This window comes from Cytophaga sp. FL35 (genome assembly GCF_014349235.1).
Taxonomy (GTDB): domain Bacteria; phylum Bacteroidota; class Bacteroidia; order Flavobacteriales; family Flavobacteriaceae; genus Euzebyella.
On record NZ_JACSOH010000027.1, the window covers coordinates 43,775 to 58,285 of the forward strand.

The 14,511-nt window shown below is 39.7% G+C and carries 12 protein-coding genes; 7 read left to right on the forward strand and 5 right to left on the reverse strand.

What is annotated here, in order from left to right:
- Nucleotides 1–178: 178 nt before the first annotated feature.
- The 4 genes from BIZ36_RS17370 to BIZ36_RS17385 form a co-directional block, all read right to left on the reverse strand.
- Complete coding sequence (locus BIZ36_RS17370; protein WP_187459164.1) at nt 179–1,336, reverse strand: formimidoylglutamase; 1,158 nt, start codon at nt 1,334–1,336, stop codon at nt 179–181.
- Between the two features lie 155 nt (nt 1,337–1,491).
- On the reverse strand, nt 1,492–3,975 hold the full coding sequence (topA, locus tag BIZ36_RS17375; protein ID WP_187459165.1) for a type I DNA topoisomerase: 2,484 nt from the start codon (nt 3,973–3,975) through the stop codon (nt 1,492–1,494).
- Between the two features lie 118 nt (nt 3,976–4,093).
- Nucleotides 4,094–5,395 (reverse strand): LVIVD repeat-containing protein, encoded by a 1,302-nt coding sequence (locus tag BIZ36_RS17380; RefSeq protein ID WP_187459166.1) that lies wholly within the window; start codon nt 5,393–5,395, stop codon nt 4,094–4,096.
- A gap of 71 nt (nt 5,396–5,466) precedes the next feature.
- On the reverse strand, nt 5,467–6,204 hold the full coding sequence (locus BIZ36_RS17385) for a hypothetical protein (RefSeq protein WP_187459167.1): 738 nt from the start codon (nt 6,202–6,204) through the stop codon (nt 5,467–5,469).
- 97 nt (nt 6,205–6,301) lie between these two features.
- Here BIZ36_RS17385 and miaB point away from each other — a divergent pair, with 97 nt between their 5' ends.
- The 7 genes from miaB (at nt 6,302) to groL (ending at nt 13,143) form a co-directional block, all read left to right on the forward strand.
- Nucleotides 6,302–7,798 carry a tRNA (N6-isopentenyl adenosine(37)-C2)-methylthiotransferase MiaB gene (gene miaB, locus BIZ36_RS17390; RefSeq protein ID WP_286174927.1) on the forward strand — a complete coding sequence of 499 codons (1,497 nt, stop codon included), beginning with the start codon at nt 6,302–6,304 and terminating at the stop codon, nt 7,796–7,798.
- Nucleotides 7,799–7,849: 51 nt separating this feature from the next.
- A complete protein-coding gene (locus BIZ36_RS17395) occupies nt 7,850–9,118 on the forward strand; it encodes a sigma-54 interaction domain-containing protein (protein WP_187459168.1) in 1,269 nt (422 codons plus the stop codon).
- Nucleotides 9,119–9,176: 58 nt separating this feature from the next.
- Nucleotides 9,177–9,665: an LptE family protein gene (locus BIZ36_RS17400; protein ID WP_187459169.1), complete on the forward strand. Its 489-nt coding sequence runs from the start codon at nt 9,177–9,179 to the stop codon at nt 9,663–9,665.
- 23 nt (nt 9,666–9,688) lie between these two features.
- On the forward strand, nt 9,689–10,609 hold the full coding sequence (locus BIZ36_RS17405) for a DUF8458 domain-containing protein (RefSeq protein WP_187459170.1): 921 nt from the start codon (nt 9,689–9,691) through the stop codon (nt 10,607–10,609).
- A gap of 7 nt (nt 10,610–10,616) precedes the next feature.
- Complete coding sequence (secG, locus tag BIZ36_RS17410) at nt 10,617–10,979, forward strand: preprotein translocase subunit SecG (protein ID WP_187459171.1); 363 nt, start codon at nt 10,617–10,619, stop codon at nt 10,977–10,979.
- 142 nt (nt 10,980–11,121) lie between these two features.
- Entirely contained in the window at nt 11,122–11,400 is a 279-nt protein-coding gene (locus BIZ36_RS17415; RefSeq protein WP_187459172.1) for a co-chaperone GroES, read from the forward strand.
- Nucleotides 11,401–11,505: 105 nt separating this feature from the next.
- Nucleotides 11,506–13,143, forward strand: coding sequence for a chaperonin GroEL (gene groL / locus BIZ36_RS17420; protein ID WP_187459173.1), 1,638 nt, complete (start codon nt 11,506–11,508; stop codon nt 13,141–13,143).
- Nucleotides 13,144–13,390: 247 nt separating this feature from the next.
- On the opposite strand, the gene BIZ36_RS17425 is transcribed toward groL, so the two are convergent.
- Nucleotides 13,391–14,494, reverse strand: coding sequence for a hypothetical protein (locus tag BIZ36_RS17425; protein WP_187459174.1), 1,104 nt, complete (start codon nt 14,492–14,494; stop codon nt 13,391–13,393).
- Between the last annotated feature and the right edge of the window lie 17 nt (nt 14,495–14,511).

Below are 14,511 nucleotides of genomic sequence, written 5' to 3' on the forward strand. Positions count from 1 at the left end.
ATTTCGATTCTTGGTTATTAACTGCAAATACTATGCTTTAATTCTACACTCTAAAACTGTGATTTATTTAAAATATTGTATCAACAGGATATATACTTAATTTTTTTTCGGCTTCTCTACTTTTTGATTTGATTCTTTCCAAAACCCTTGTACAACAGCCTTTTGAAACAAACCTTAATTAATTGAACCCTTTTTTATAGGCTTTTAACCATCTTTCTGGTATTATTTGGTCACAAGCCTGTAAATAGTCAGTTTTTGTGCAAGGTAATAACGCTACTGAATTGGTTTTAGTGTGTGGTGTCAAGATCGAAGGAACTTCTACCCACCACCTATTGGTAAGACTACTTTTATGAAAGGTTAGCTGCTCCGTATCGCAGGGCACATTGTACTTGGTAAAATTATCCAGTTCCTCAAGTGGGCTTTCTGTTATCCTAAAATTAAAACCTTCTATAAAGTACCATATAATCTGAGCTATCAATTGACTGGATTGGTTGGCGTTCTCCATCTCATAAATACCAAAAACACTTACTTTATCCCCAAAACCGGCGTATCTGGCAATGGCACAAATTTCGCGACCCGTAAAGCCATTAGGTGAAAAACTATCTGAGTAGCCCATTTCACTGGCTCTAACCGCCCGGGCATCCAAACTTACCATATGAGCGTTTCTCAACACCGGTTCTGCCAATGTTATATCGTTACCCAATTCCCCTAAGCGGTAGGCATCAAAGAATAACCTTTCCATTAAATCCATTTCTTCTTGGGCATTGAAATAGCTCTGATACCCAATATTGGAAAAGTTATATAGATTGTTAGGCTTGTCCGTTATGATTTTGCTCATATAGGAATGGGAAGAAATGAGCTCATCGTCCATTCCAAAATCGAACCTGCTATCTATGGAAACAAGGTTGACCAAACTTTTTAAATCATCAAAAGCCCTGTAGGCGGGATAGGTAATATCTTGGGTGGCACCTAAAATGATGGGTACAATATCTTCCTTTAGCAGGGCCGCAACGGTGCTTTTCACCACAAAATATGTATCCTCTACGGTTGCCCCTTCCTCAATGTCCCCAATATCTGCCAAGCTGGTATTCCAATTGCCCAACAACAGTTTGTACAATTGAATTCTAATAGCGGATACGTCTAGTTTTTCCGGCTTTTTTTCAAAAGCGTTCCTGGATTCTTTCACACCCAAAATAGCCAGAGCAACCCCATGCATCTGGGGCATGCCTTCCTGTCTTGAATGTATTTTTACATGTTTACCAATAGCTTGTTGGGGAAGAAGTTCGCAATGGGCCAAAACCCTATCATCCACCGGCACTAAAAAATCTAGTTCCATTACTTAAAAAGTTTGCGAGTAGTCTAGGTTACGTTCAATAAATTCAAAGATAACTATCACTTTGAAAGTTTACGACTGAAAAGGGGCTTTAAAAGAAAAAAAGCAGGCTCCCTTGAATCTGAGGCCTGCTTTTTATTCCTTTTGAGAAAAAACTTCTATTTCTTCTTCTTTGCTCGCGTTTTCTTTTTTGGAGTTTTGGCCTCAATTAAAGATTTGGCCTCTTCCAATGACATTTTTGCGGCATCCACGGTTTTGGCCAATTCTACTTTGACCCTACCTTTTATAATATTATGTCTTCCCCAACGGGCCTTTTCTATCCTAATCCCTTCTTCTTCCCAATTTTGGACAACCTTTTCAATCTCTTTTTGCTTCTTTTGTTCAATGAGTTCAATTAGGTCGGCTTCAGAAAGGTTATCAAAATCATACTTCTTGTTCACATTTATGAACATTCCGTCCCATTTGATAAAAGGCCCAAAACGACCAACACCCTTGGTTACATCCTTATCCTCGTATTTATAAATTGGGGCATCTGCCTTTTGCTTTTCCTTAATTAGCTCTACGGCCCTCTCAAAATCCACATCAAAAGCACTTTCCCCTTTCTCCAAGGATACGAACTTTTTACCAAAACGCACATAAGGCCCAAACCTACCTACATTGGCCTCTACCTCCTCTCCTTCATAAACCCCTAACTTTCTAGGCAGCTTAAAGAGTTCCATTGCCTCATCATAGGTGATGGTATTTAGGGATTGATCTGGCAAAAGGCTTGCAAATTGTGGCTTTTCCTCATCTTCTACTGTACCTATCTGTACCATGGGCCCAAAACGACCTAATCTAACCGAGACCTGACGACCCGATTTTGGATCTTCTCCCAATATACGTTCTCCACTGGCTCGATCGGCGTTTTCCTCCACATCCAGCACGGTAGGGTGAAAATCCTTATAGAATTCCTTCATTACCTTTTGCCAATCTTCTACTCCTTCCGCGATTTCATCAAAATCCTCTTCTACCTTGGCCGTAAAATTGTAATCTAAAATGTTGGCAAAGTGACTTACCAAAAAGTCGTTTACGATCATTCCTATATCCGTAGGTACCAATTTGCCCTTATCGGAACCGACCATCTCCGATAATTTCTTTTCCTGAACGGAATTTGCTTCAAGCAATAACTGCACATAAGCGCGTTCTGTTCCTTCTATCGTACCTTTTTCTACATATCCCCTATTCTGAATGGTTGAAATGGTTGGAGCATACGTAGAAGGTCTCCCGATACCCAACTCCTCCAACTTTTTCACCAAAGAAGCTTCCGTAAAACGATACGGGGCTCTCGAGAATCTTTCGGTAGCGGTGATATAGTTATTGGAAACAGCCTCCCCTTCTACCATGGCAGGAAGCATTCCTTCTTGTTCCTCGACGAGGTCCTCCTCATCTACCCCTTCCATATACACTTTAAGGAAACCATCAAACTTGATAACCTCCCCGTTGGCACTAAACTGCTCTTGATGGGTATTGGCCACCACTTTCACATTGGTCCTTTCTAATTGGGCATCACTCATTTGCGATGCAATGGTCCTTTTCCAGATAAGCTCATAAAGCTTCATCTGATCTCGTTCCAAAGAAGGTGACTGATTGGTGATATCTGTAGGGCGTATGGCTTCGTGTGCTTCTTGGGCACCTTTGCTTTTGCCCTTAAAATTACGAACAGTGCTATAGTTCTCCCCGTAATTTTTAATTATTGCATCCTTTGCTGCATTTATGGCCTCGCCGGATAGATTAACACTATCCGTTCTCATGTAGGTTATAAGACCGGCCTCATATAAACGTTGGGCAACTTGCATGGTCCTGGACACCGAGAAATACAATTTCCTGGAGGCTTCCTGTTGCAGAGTTGATGTTGTAAAAGGTGCGGATGGCGACTTTTTTGCCGGTTTTTTATCCAGGCTTCCAACGGAAAAATCAGCACCTATATTCTGCTCCAAAAAGTTTTGAGCTTCCTGTTTTGATGCAAAAGTCTTATTCAACTTTGCAGTAAACGTACTGCCTTCTTTTGTTTTAAATTCTGCCGATATACGAAAAGACGCCTCCGGGGTAAAAGCTTCTATATCCCTTTCCCTTTCAACGATCAAACGCACGGCAACTGATTGTACCCTACCTGCGGAAAGGCCCGGTTTTATCTTTTTCCAAAGCACTGGTGAAAGTTCATAACCTACCAAACGATCCAACACCCTCCTTGCCTGTTGGGCATTTACCAAATTATAATTAATGGTACGCGGGTTCTCTATTGCTTTTTGAATGGCACTTTTAGTAATAGAATTGAAAACAATTCTTTTGGTCTTGTCCCTATCCAGTTTTAGCGTTTCTGCCAAATGCCATGAAATAGCCTCTCCCTCCCGGTCCTCATCACTTGCCAACCATATAGTGTCTGCCTTGTTGGCCAAATCCCGTAATTTCTTAACTAAGGATTTCTTGTCAGAATCAACAATATACTTGGGTTCAAAATCATTGTCTACATCCACGCCAAGTTCTTTGGAAGGTAAATCTGCAATATGCCCAAAACTGGACTCAACTTTAAAATCCTTTCCTAAAAACTTTTCTATGGTCTTTGCCTTTGCGGGCGACTCTACTATTACTAAATTCTTGGCCATTAATGGTTTTTTGATGCAACAAAAGTAATTGAAATTTTTAATTTGCCTTACAATAGCTATGCTAGCAAAATAAAAACGCCCCGATAAAACGGGGCGTTAAAAGCTTTATTATGTAAAATTAGTTAAGACTATATTCACTTAAGAGTTCAATATTCCCTTCAGAATAGGCATATTGATAGAGTACCCCATCCCCAATCATCAACAAACTCTGTGATAGCGGTATAACATCATAAGTAACTATATCTTTAAAATGATTTATTAGTTGAATGTTGCCCACATCGCTCTTATCAAAGACCTTTAGACCATCCGCCCCATCGCAAACAAACAATAAATCCTCTTTAAAGCCCAAACCAAAAGGTCCGGATAACGGATAAAATCTAAACAAGGATGGATTTGCCAAATTGGACACATCTACTATATAAAGACCACTCTCTGTATTGCCACAAAAAGTATCTCCCCTGAGTGTAACAAAAGCCCAATCACCATCGACCACTACGGGGTCACACGCTGTGCCGTGTTGAAAGTCCGATACATAAACCGGTTTTTCAGGATTACTAATATCGTAGATGTACATTCCCTGTGGTCCTCCTAAGAACAGAATTTCACCCTGATTATAAATAGTCTCGATGGCACCGTTGGTATACACATCTTCTAAGGTAACGGGGTTATCCAAATCCGTAATATCAAAAATACTGATACTGGACCATTCAACTGCATATAAATAGTTTCCCACAATCTTGAACCTGGCCAAGGAGCCACTCTGTCCGGTACTGTTATCGGAAGCAGTACTTTCACCTCTTGCAGACTCACTGAAAGCAATACCATCTTGCAATGCCAAATCATTATAACCAAACCTACTTTCAAACTCTGCTTGGCTCAGGCGTTCTCTTTTCACTTCCCAACCAACTATAGCTTCATTTCCGGCATCAAACTCGCTATAATCAAAATAATCGGCCTCAGGCCAATCCACATCGAAACCTACCGTACACCAAAATTCTTGGTAAATAGCATTTTCAATTCTTTTCGCCGCAGGTATATCATTGATGTCCGAGATATCAAAAATTACCAAATCACCATAACTATCCGCATACAATCTATCGTTTTTAATAGAGATGTCATTGTTACCCTCCAACTTAATGAAAGCTATATTTTGCGGACTGGACGGATTACTATTATCAATAACATGGATACCTCTGTAAAGGTCATTAACGAACACATAGTCTTGGTATGCATAAATCTTGCCGAATTGCTGTATGGGTTCTGGTTCCATAACATCAACGGCCTCTTCTTTAAAAACCCTTAAATCCGAAGTAAGGGGTACCGCTACGAGATATTCCTTTTTTTCAGCGTTATCATCATCTGAGCAAGAGGTAAATAGTGCCGAGAAGGCTACGAACAATACTAGAAAAGTCTTTTTCATAATAGCAAGTGGTTTGTTTCCCAAAAGATGAAAAATTCATCATTTAGTTGCGTAACATAACTATTATTTAACTAAATAGTTTCTGTTTCAGAATTACGTTCCACAGCATCCATGTAAATAAAATACATGGGTATTTTAGATAGCATAGCGGTGAACAAAATCCCAACAAAACAAAGAATAATGCCTAGCTCCGCAATGATTCCCGTTAGCAGTATCAATCCAAAAATGACCAACCAATTCTTATTGGCCAATTGCAAACTGGCTTTTGTAATTTCAACAGGTGAAAGACCTTCGGTAAAAGCAAAAAATGCGGGCAACAAAGAAATGGGCACTATAAAATAAATAATACCTACCCCACACATCATTGCTCCCACAATTGCCATAACTAGCATAATTAGCCCAAGAAGCAAACTCTTCTTCCACCTGCCATTTTTAAAAAAATAAAAATAATCATCCGGCACATCCAGATTGTGGTACTTATGATGGCAAATTCTTAGAAAAGCAGCATTTAAGGCGATGGCCGTGGTCATGGCAGCAACCACTAAAATTGGCATTAACCCCATCATCATTAACCCCAAAACCGGACTCATTTCTTCGGATTTCAACATTTCAGGCTCAGTTACTCCGGCCGCAATCATGGGCATATATAGCAGTATGTAAAATGGCGCAATCAATACAAGTCCAAATAATAGGGTAATAAAACCTTGAAGCCATACTTTTTTATACAATTCAAAAGTCTTGGTCAAAATAGTTCCGAATTCCAATTTATTGCTTTTTGAAATTCGGGAGGTAACTTCGTTAAAATCCATAATTAATGTGGTGGTTGGTTGATTGTTTTGAAACAAATATAAGGAACTGACCTTTGTTTAAAATACCATTAAAATTCACTGTCAATTTGTCACACTGATGGATAAAGCCCTATATTTGCAGCCCGCATTTATGATGGAAAAATACATGGAAAAAACAATTGACGAATCTATACAAGGTTCTGCACTTTCCCTAGACGGCAAAAATGGCAATGCAAGAAAGCTTTATATTGAAAGTTACGGTTGCCAAATGAATTTTTCGGATAGTGAGATAGTGGCCTCCATTCTTTCAAAAGAAGGCTTTGATACCACACAACAGCTTAATGAGGCAGACCTGGTATTGGTAAACACCTGCTCCATTCGAGAAAAAGCAGAGCTTACCGTTAGAAAGCGATTAGAGAAATTCAATGCGATAAAAAAAGAAAGGCCTCATTTAAAAGTGGGCGTTCTTGGCTGTATGGCGGAACGACTCAAGCATAAATTTCTGGAAGAGGAAAAAATTGTGGATATGGTTGTTGGGCCGGACGCTTATAAAGACCTGCCCAATTTAATTCAAGAAATAGATGAAGGTCGCAATGCAGTGAACGTCATTCTATCCAAGGAAGAAACCTATGGAGACGTTGCACCGGTAAGACTTAATACAAACGGAATCACGGCCTTTGTTTCCATTACCCGCGGTTGTGACAATATGTGTACCTTTTGCGTGGTACCCTTTACTAGAGGAAGGGAACGCAGCAGAGACCCCCAGTCCATTATCCAAGAAGTGAACGATCTATGGGACAAAGGCTTCAAGGAAATTACCCTATTGGGCCAGAATGTGGACAGCTATCTATGGTATGGTGGAGGGCTTAAAAAAGACTTTGACAAAGCTTCGGAAATGGAACGCGCCACGGCCGTTAACTTTTCAAAATTATTGGAAAAAGTGGCCTTGGCACAGCCTAAAATGCGTATTAGGTTTTCAACCTCCAATCCACAGGACATGACCTTGGATGTTATTCACACCATGGCCAAATATGAAAATATCTGTAATTACATCCACCTTCCCGTTCAAAGTGGTAGTGACCGTATTTTGAAGGCCATGAACCGCCTACATACACGTGCAGAATATTTTGAACTGATAGACAACATTAAAAGGATTATACCGGATTGTGCCATATCACAGGATATGATCGCAGGTTTCCCAACGGAAACGGAAGAAGACCACCAAGATACTTTGTCCTTAATGGAATATGTAAAATACGAATATGGTTTTATGTTCGCCTATTCCGAAAGGCCAGGTACACTTGCTGAGAGAAAATTGGAGGATGATGTGCCCGACGATATTAAAAAAAGAAGGCTTACAGAAATTATTGACCTACAAAGACAACACTCCTTTGAACGCATTCAAGCCAACTTGGGAAAAGTTCAAGAAGTTCTAATTGAGGGAAGTTCTAAGCGATCAGACGACCATTGGATGGGGCGAACCTCGCAAAATACGGTTGCCGTTTTTCCAAAGGAACATTACCAAGTGGGTGATTTTGTCATGGTCGAAATGGAGGATTGTACTTCTGCCACGCTTTTGGGCAAGGCCGTTGGCTATTCAAAAAATCAGGGTTAACCCCAATTCATATATTAATAACAGTACCGTTTTTTAACGGTTAGGCATATTATGGAAAGTGTACAGGCTATAAAGCAACGTTTTGAACTTATTGGCAATGACCCCAAACTTAATAGGGCCATAGAAAAAGCGGTTCAGGTAGCACCAACGGATATTTCCGTATTGGTTACAGGAGAAAGTGGGGTTGGTAAGGAGTCCATTCCAAAGATTATTCACTCCCTAAGCCATAGAAAACATGCTAAATATATTGCCGTTAACTGCGGTGCTATTCCAGAAGGAACCATAGACAGTGAGCTTTTTGGTCACGAAAAAGGCGCTTTTACAGGAGCTACCCAAACCCGCAGCGGTTATTTTGAAGTGGCGGATGGCGGTACCATCTTTTTGGACGAGGTTGGGGAATTGCCCCTGACCACACAAGTAAGGCTTTTAAGGGTTTTGGAAAATGGTGAATTTCTAAAAGTAGGTTCTTCCCAAGTGCAAAAGACCAATGTACGTATTGTGGCCGCAACCAACGTACATATGTACGAGGCCATAAAAAAGGAAAAGTTTCGCGAAGACCTTTATTACAGATTAAGTACGGTAGAAATAAACATTCCGCCGTTACGGGAAAGACAGGAAGACATTCACCTTCTTTTTAGAAAGTTCGCCTCAGATTTTGGTCAGAAATACAAAATGCCCACCATCCGTTTGGATGATGATGCCGTACAACTGTTGCTCAAATATCGCTGGCCGGGTAATATTAGGCAGCTCAGAAACATCGCCGAACAAATTTCGGTTCTTGAGGAAAGCAGGCAGGTTTCTTGGTCTACCTTAAATAGTTATTTACCAAATTCCGGAAGCACCAATTTGCCGGCTGTGGTGAACCAGAAGAAAGCGGAAAGCGATTTTAGCAACGAGCGCGAAATTCTGTACAAGGTTCTTTTTGATATGAAAAGCGACCTCAACGACCTTAAAAAATTAACCTTAGAGCTCATGAAGAATGACAATGGCGAAAAGGTACAGGAAGAAAATGAAGGTTTAATTAGAAAAATCTACGGAGAAAACGGCGAAGATGTAGAAGACATGGACCGCTCTTCACTAGAGGTACTGCATTTACCTGAACCCAAAGTAGAAGCACCGGTGAGCAGACCTCCAGTAGAGGACAAGTACCACTTTGCCGAGGAAATAGAGGAAGAAGAAACCCTATCTTTACAGGAAAAGGAAGTAGAACTCATTAAAAAATCCTTGGAGCGTAACCGTGGAAAAAGAAAGGCTGCTGCTGCGGAGCTGGGCATTTCTGAACGTACCCTGTATAGAAAAATAAAGCAGTACGATCTGTAAATTCATTCATATCTTAAGAACTAGAATCTTGAAAAGCATTTTATATTATCTTGGTTGCATGGCACTCACCCTTAGTTTAAGTGGTTGTGGCGTATATAATTTTACGGGGGGTAATGTAGGTACAGCAACCACCTTTAGTGTACCCAGATTTCAAAATTATGCCACGCAAAGTCCGGGTTCCACCTTTGAACCGGGCCTTGACCGTGATTTCACCCTGGCCTTGCAAGACCGTATTCAAAACCAGACCAGTCTAAACTTGGTATCTTCCGGAGGGGATTTGCTCTATGAAGGTGAAATAGTAGAATTTAGAATTTCACCCATGAGTGCAACGGCACAGCAAACGGCTGCACAAAATAGACTTTCCATGGCAGTGAAGGTGAGATTTTATAATAAAACCAAAGAAGATGCAGATTTTGACCAACGATTTTCTTTCTTTTATGATTATGCCGATAATCTGCAGCTATCTGCCGTTAAGGACGAAGCCTTAGAAGTAATTTTTGAACGAATTACCCAAGATATTTTTAATGCCTCTTTGGCAGATTGGTAGTCTAAGCCTACTAGCAAAGCTCTATGAATGTAAAGGATTTTACATACTTATTACAAAACCCGGAAAAGGTGGTAAACCCTGTTCAGACCAATCAGCTGGAAGAGGTTCTGGAGGAGTACCCCTATTTTCAGGCGTCACGGGCATTGCATTTAAAGGGCCTAAAAAACCTCAACAGTTTTAAGTACAACAACGCCCTTAAATTGACCGCGGCTTACACCACGGATCGTGATGTACTTTTCGATTTTATAACTTCCCAAGATTTTTTACAAAATGCCATTGCAGATACCATATCCGGAAAGTCCACTTCCTTGGAAGATACAGAAATTATCTCCGAGGAAATTTTAATCGATAAAGCAGAAGAGGACACCAAAGAACCTATACCCATTTCCAAACAGGAGGCGGATAGTATTCTTGACCCGCAACTTTTTTCTTCCAAAGACCCCAGTATTGATGCTGAAATTGCCAGGTCCAAGCAAAAGGCGGAGAAAGACTTGGAAATTGGCGAACCCCTACCTTTCACAAAACGGGAAAAATACAGTTTTGGAGAGTGGCTTCAGCTTACTGCATTTAAATCCGTTAAGCGAGAAGATACCCCGAAAGAGACTTCTAAAAACAAACCAAAGAAAGAATCAAACAAAGAAGATAGTTCTTTGGAAGAAGAGGTACTCAAAAAGAAGAAATTTGACCTAATTGATAAGTTCATAGCGGAAAACCCCAAAATTAAACCCAAAGAAAACGTACCAAAAGTAGTTATTTCAGATTCGATAAAAATCGACAAAAAAGAGCTAATGACGGAGACTTTGGCAAAGGTGTACCTCGAGCAAAAGAAGTATAAAAAAGCCATTCAAGCCTATAAAATTTTAAGTTTGAAATATCCGGAAAAAAGTGGTTTCTTTGCAGACCGAATTAAAGCGGTGGAAAGAATTCAATTAGATAACAAGTAAGGAAGTTATGAGCACGTTTACCATTTTTTTAATCCTTATCATCATCGTTTGCTTTTTGTTGGTTCTGGTCATTATGGTACAGAACCCTAAAGGCGGAGGATTATCTTCTTCTTTTGGAGGTGGCGGAAGCCAAGTTGTTGGAGGTGTAAAAAAGACAGGGGATTTTCTGGATAAAAGTACATGGACCTTGGCCATTTTGTTGGTAGTTCTCATCTTAGCTTCCAACATTGCGCTTAAAGGTAACTTTGGCACCAACGATTCCAAGTTATTAAATGGGGATGACATAGAGACAACGGTTCCCGAAACCGTACCGGAATCACTTCCCGAAGAAGTTCCTGCACCGGCAACTACGCCGTCTGACAGCCTTTAACAAGAGATAATATTGTATAAAATGCCAGCTTGAATGACAAGCTGGCATTTTTGTTTAACAATGTGTCAGTTTTTAGTGCATGGCATAATTTCTGCCAAACAGGATACGAGTTTAATAATGTTTCAAACTAAAAACTAAAAATATGGCAAAAGTCAACATTAAACCATTGGCAGATAGAGTACTTATCGAGCCTATGGCTGCTGAGACAAAAACAGCGTCCGGCATTTACATTCCAGACACAGCAAAAGAAAAGCCGCAACAAGGTAAGGTTGTTGCCGTGGGTCCTGGTACTAAGGACGAAAAAGTGACCCTAAAAGTAGGTGACACCGTTCTTTACGGAAAATATGCCGGTACTGAGCTAAAATTGGAAGGTGCAGACTACCTTATGATGCGCGAAAGCGACGTTTTGGCAATTGTCTAAGCTAAAAAATCAACAACACTTAAATACAAATAAATTCCAAGAATTATCCTAGAACTCGTGGTGTAGGATTATTGGACTTTAAATTTTAAAAAACGATAAATAATTATGGCAAAAGATATAAAATTTGATATCGATGCACGTGACGGCCTCCGCAGAGGCGTTGATGCATTGGCAAATGCAGTAAAGGTAACTTTAGGACCAAAAGGTAGAAACGTAATCATCAGCAAGTCTTTTGGTGCCCCTCAAGTAACTAAAGATGGTGTTACCGTTGCAAAAGAGATTGAATTGGCAGATGCCCTTGAAAATATGGGTGCGCAAATGGTAAAAGAGGTTGCTTCTAAAACCAATGATCTTGCCGGTGATGGTACTACTACCGCTACAGTACTTGCCCAGGCCATCGTAAAAGAAGGTCTTAAGAACGTTGCTGCAGGTGCCAATCCTATGGATTTGAAAAGAGGTATTGACAAAGCTGTTGAGGCTATTGTTGAGAACTTGGCCAAGCAGTCTAAAAAAGTAGGAGATTCTTCCGAGAAGATCAAGCAGGTAGCTTCCATCTCCGCTAACAATGACGAAACTATTGGTGAGTTGATTGCTGAGGCCTTTAGTAAAGTAGGAAAAGAAGGTGTAATTACTGTTGAAGAAGCTAAAGGAACGGATACATATGTAGACGTTGTTGAAGGTATGCAGTTTGACAGGGGATACCTTTCTCCTTACTTCGTAACCGATTCAGAGAAAATGACTGCCGATTTAGAGAATCCTTATATTCTTTTGTTCGACAAGAAAATTTCTGCCATGAAGGACTTGCTACCTGTATTGGAGCCTGTAGCCCAATCTGGTAAGCCTTTATTGATCATTGCCGAGGATGTAGACGGGGAAGCCCTTGCCACTTTGGTAGTTAACAAATTAAGAGGTTCATTGAAAATCGCGGCTGTAAAAGCTCCTGGTTTTGGTGACAGAAGAAAGGCCATGTTAGAGGATATCGCCATCTTGACCGGTGGTACTGTTATCTCTGAAGAAAGAGGTTTCTCTTTGGATAATGCAACTATTGATATGTTGGGTACTTGCGAAAAAGTAACCATCGATAAGGATAACACTACAGTTGTAAACGGTGGTGGTGTACAAAAGGATATCAAGAGCCGTGTAAACCAGATAAAATCTCAGATTGAGACTACTACTTCTGACTATGACAGAGAGAAACTTCAAGAGCGTTTGGCCAAATTGGCCGGTGGTGTTGCCGTACTTTACGTAGGTGCCGCTTCTGAAGTTGAAATGAAAGAGAAGAAAGACCGTGTAGACGATGCCCTTCACGCAACGAGAGCTGCCGTTGAAGAAGGTATTGTTGCCGGTGGTGGTGTTGCCTTGGTACGTGCCAAAACCGTACTGAGCAAAGTAACTGTTGAGAACTCTGATGAAGAGACTGGTCTACAAATCGTTGCAAGAGCTATCGAGGCTCCGTTGCGTACCATTGTAGAGAATGCTGGTGGTGAAGGCTCTGTAGTAGTAGCTAAAATTCTTGACGGAAAAGCGGACTACGGTTACGATGCCAAGTCTGAGAAATATGTTGAGATGTTAAAGGCCGGTATTATCGATCCTAAGAAAGTGACTCGTGTAGCCCTTGAAAATGCTGCATCTGTTTCAGGAATGATCTTAACTACCGAGTGTGCCTTGACAGATATTAAGGAAGAAGCTCCTGCCGGAGGAGGAATGCCTCACGGTGGTGGTGGAATGCCAGGAATGATGTAATTCCATCATCCAAAAAAACAAAAAGCCGTTCCAAAATTTTTGGAACGGCTTTTTTTATTCAACGTAATTCAAGATTCAATATTGAAAGAATACATCCCCCGCCCTTCGCCCCCCCTTCAAAGGGGGAATTATTGTCCCCTTGAGGGGACTTTAGGGGTGTTCTGTAATTGTTTTAGCTTATTATAAATCCTTGCCTTTACTTTTTTCTACTGTTGGCACGAGCGTGACGATCGTGCTAGCGGGGGTATTAACTTATGGTATTGTCAATATTCTCCTTTTCAAAAATGTGTAAGGTGTTATTCCAATCTAAATGATATAATTTATCGTTGGCATACTGTGGGATATCCGTTTTTAACGCTTCATTGTCTTTAAATTGTTGTTTCCAGTCTATTGCTAGAGTTTCTTTATTTATTGCAATTAAACAATCTAACCTACGGTTTAGCTGTTCTTTAAAACTGGTTTTGGCCGAAATTATATAATGTGTTGTATTAACCACAAACCCTTTTATATGATGAATTGAATATAAATCTTGGACTTTAAATTGTTCTTGTAAATCAAAGGCTGATAGTTTTGCAGTTTGTAAATCAATTTTCCACAAGGTAAAGTGATTAAACCCTATTAATTTATTCTCTTGTTCATCTAACATACTACAACAAGAAGGGTTTATTTTAGATACGGTATAACCGCTCATGGTGAAACTACTTGGGTATGCCGACCATTGGTGTAACAACTTACCATTGTTAACATCAATAGAAATAATAAGCCCAGAAAAACAAGATGCCAATAATTGGTTTTGCCATACACCTATAAATTTATCTACGGTATAAGGTTTTTCTTCTTTTTTATCGTTTAGCCACGTGCCTAATGTTTCTATATTGAATTGCCATTTAGGAGTGGCTTCGGGGAGGGTGTAGGCGCGAAATTTAAAATCAAATGTGAAACTTATGATTATCTTTTCAATGTTGAATATTATTCTTTCATTATCAATGTTTTTAAGTTCTAAAATAAATTCATTTGAGTTTAAATTATATAATGCATTTTTATAAGATGATTTAAAGGTGTCTGTGCAAAATGTATGATTATAACTAGCAAATACTTGATTAGAGTTATTTAAAGTAGGTGTAAAATCAACAATTTTATTTGATTTATTTTCAATTTTGTATAATCGAAAATTCCCATCATTATCATGATAGAATATATAATTCTTATCAAACCAAAATGAATGACACTCTAAATCATCAATTATAACATCCTTATTTTCATTAAGGAGCTTATTTGCAGAACAATAATACAATCCATTCTCATTTCCTTTAACAGAAGAAACATTTTTTATTTTATCAATCCATTTCATTTACTCTACATTAATAT

Excerpts from the sequence above, each read along its gene's own strand:
- BIZ36_RS17370 (WP_187459164.1), bottom strand. The coding sequence starts at position 1,336 with ATGGAACTAGATTTTTTAGTGCCGGTGGATGATAGGGTTTTGGCCCAT.
- topA (WP_187459165.1), bottom strand. The coding sequence starts at position 3,975 with ATGGCCAAGAATTTAGTAATAGTAGAGTCGCCCGCAAAGGCAAAGACC.
- BIZ36_RS17380 (WP_187459166.1), bottom strand. The coding sequence starts at position 5,395 with ATGAAAAAGACTTTTCTAGTATTGTTCGTAGCCTTCTCGGCACTATTT.
- BIZ36_RS17385 (WP_187459167.1), bottom strand. The coding sequence starts at position 6,204 with ATGGATTTTAACGAAGTTACCTCCCGAATTTCAAAAAGCAATAAATTG.
- miaB (WP_286174927.1), top strand. The coding sequence starts at position 6,302 with ATGGATAAAGCCCTATATTTGCAGCCCGCATTTATGATGGAAAAATAC.
- BIZ36_RS17395 (WP_187459168.1), top strand. The coding sequence starts at position 7,850 with ATGGAAAGTGTACAGGCTATAAAGCAACGTTTTGAACTTATTGGCAAT.
- BIZ36_RS17400 (WP_187459169.1), top strand. The coding sequence starts at position 9,177 with ATGGCACTCACCCTTAGTTTAAGTGGTTGTGGCGTATATAATTTTACG.
- BIZ36_RS17405 (WP_187459170.1), top strand. The coding sequence starts at position 9,689 with ATGAATGTAAAGGATTTTACATACTTATTACAAAACCCGGAAAAGGTG.
- secG (WP_187459171.1), top strand. The coding sequence starts at position 10,617 with ATGAGCACGTTTACCATTTTTTTAATCCTTATCATCATCGTTTGCTTT.
- BIZ36_RS17415 (WP_187459172.1), top strand. The coding sequence starts at position 11,122 with ATGGCAAAAGTCAACATTAAACCATTGGCAGATAGAGTACTTATCGAG.
- groL (WP_187459173.1), top strand. The coding sequence starts at position 11,506 with ATGGCAAAAGATATAAAATTTGATATCGATGCACGTGACGGCCTCCGC.
- BIZ36_RS17425 (WP_187459174.1), bottom strand. The coding sequence starts at position 14,494 with ATGAAATGGATTGATAAAATAAAAAATGTTTCTTCTGTTAAAGGAAAT.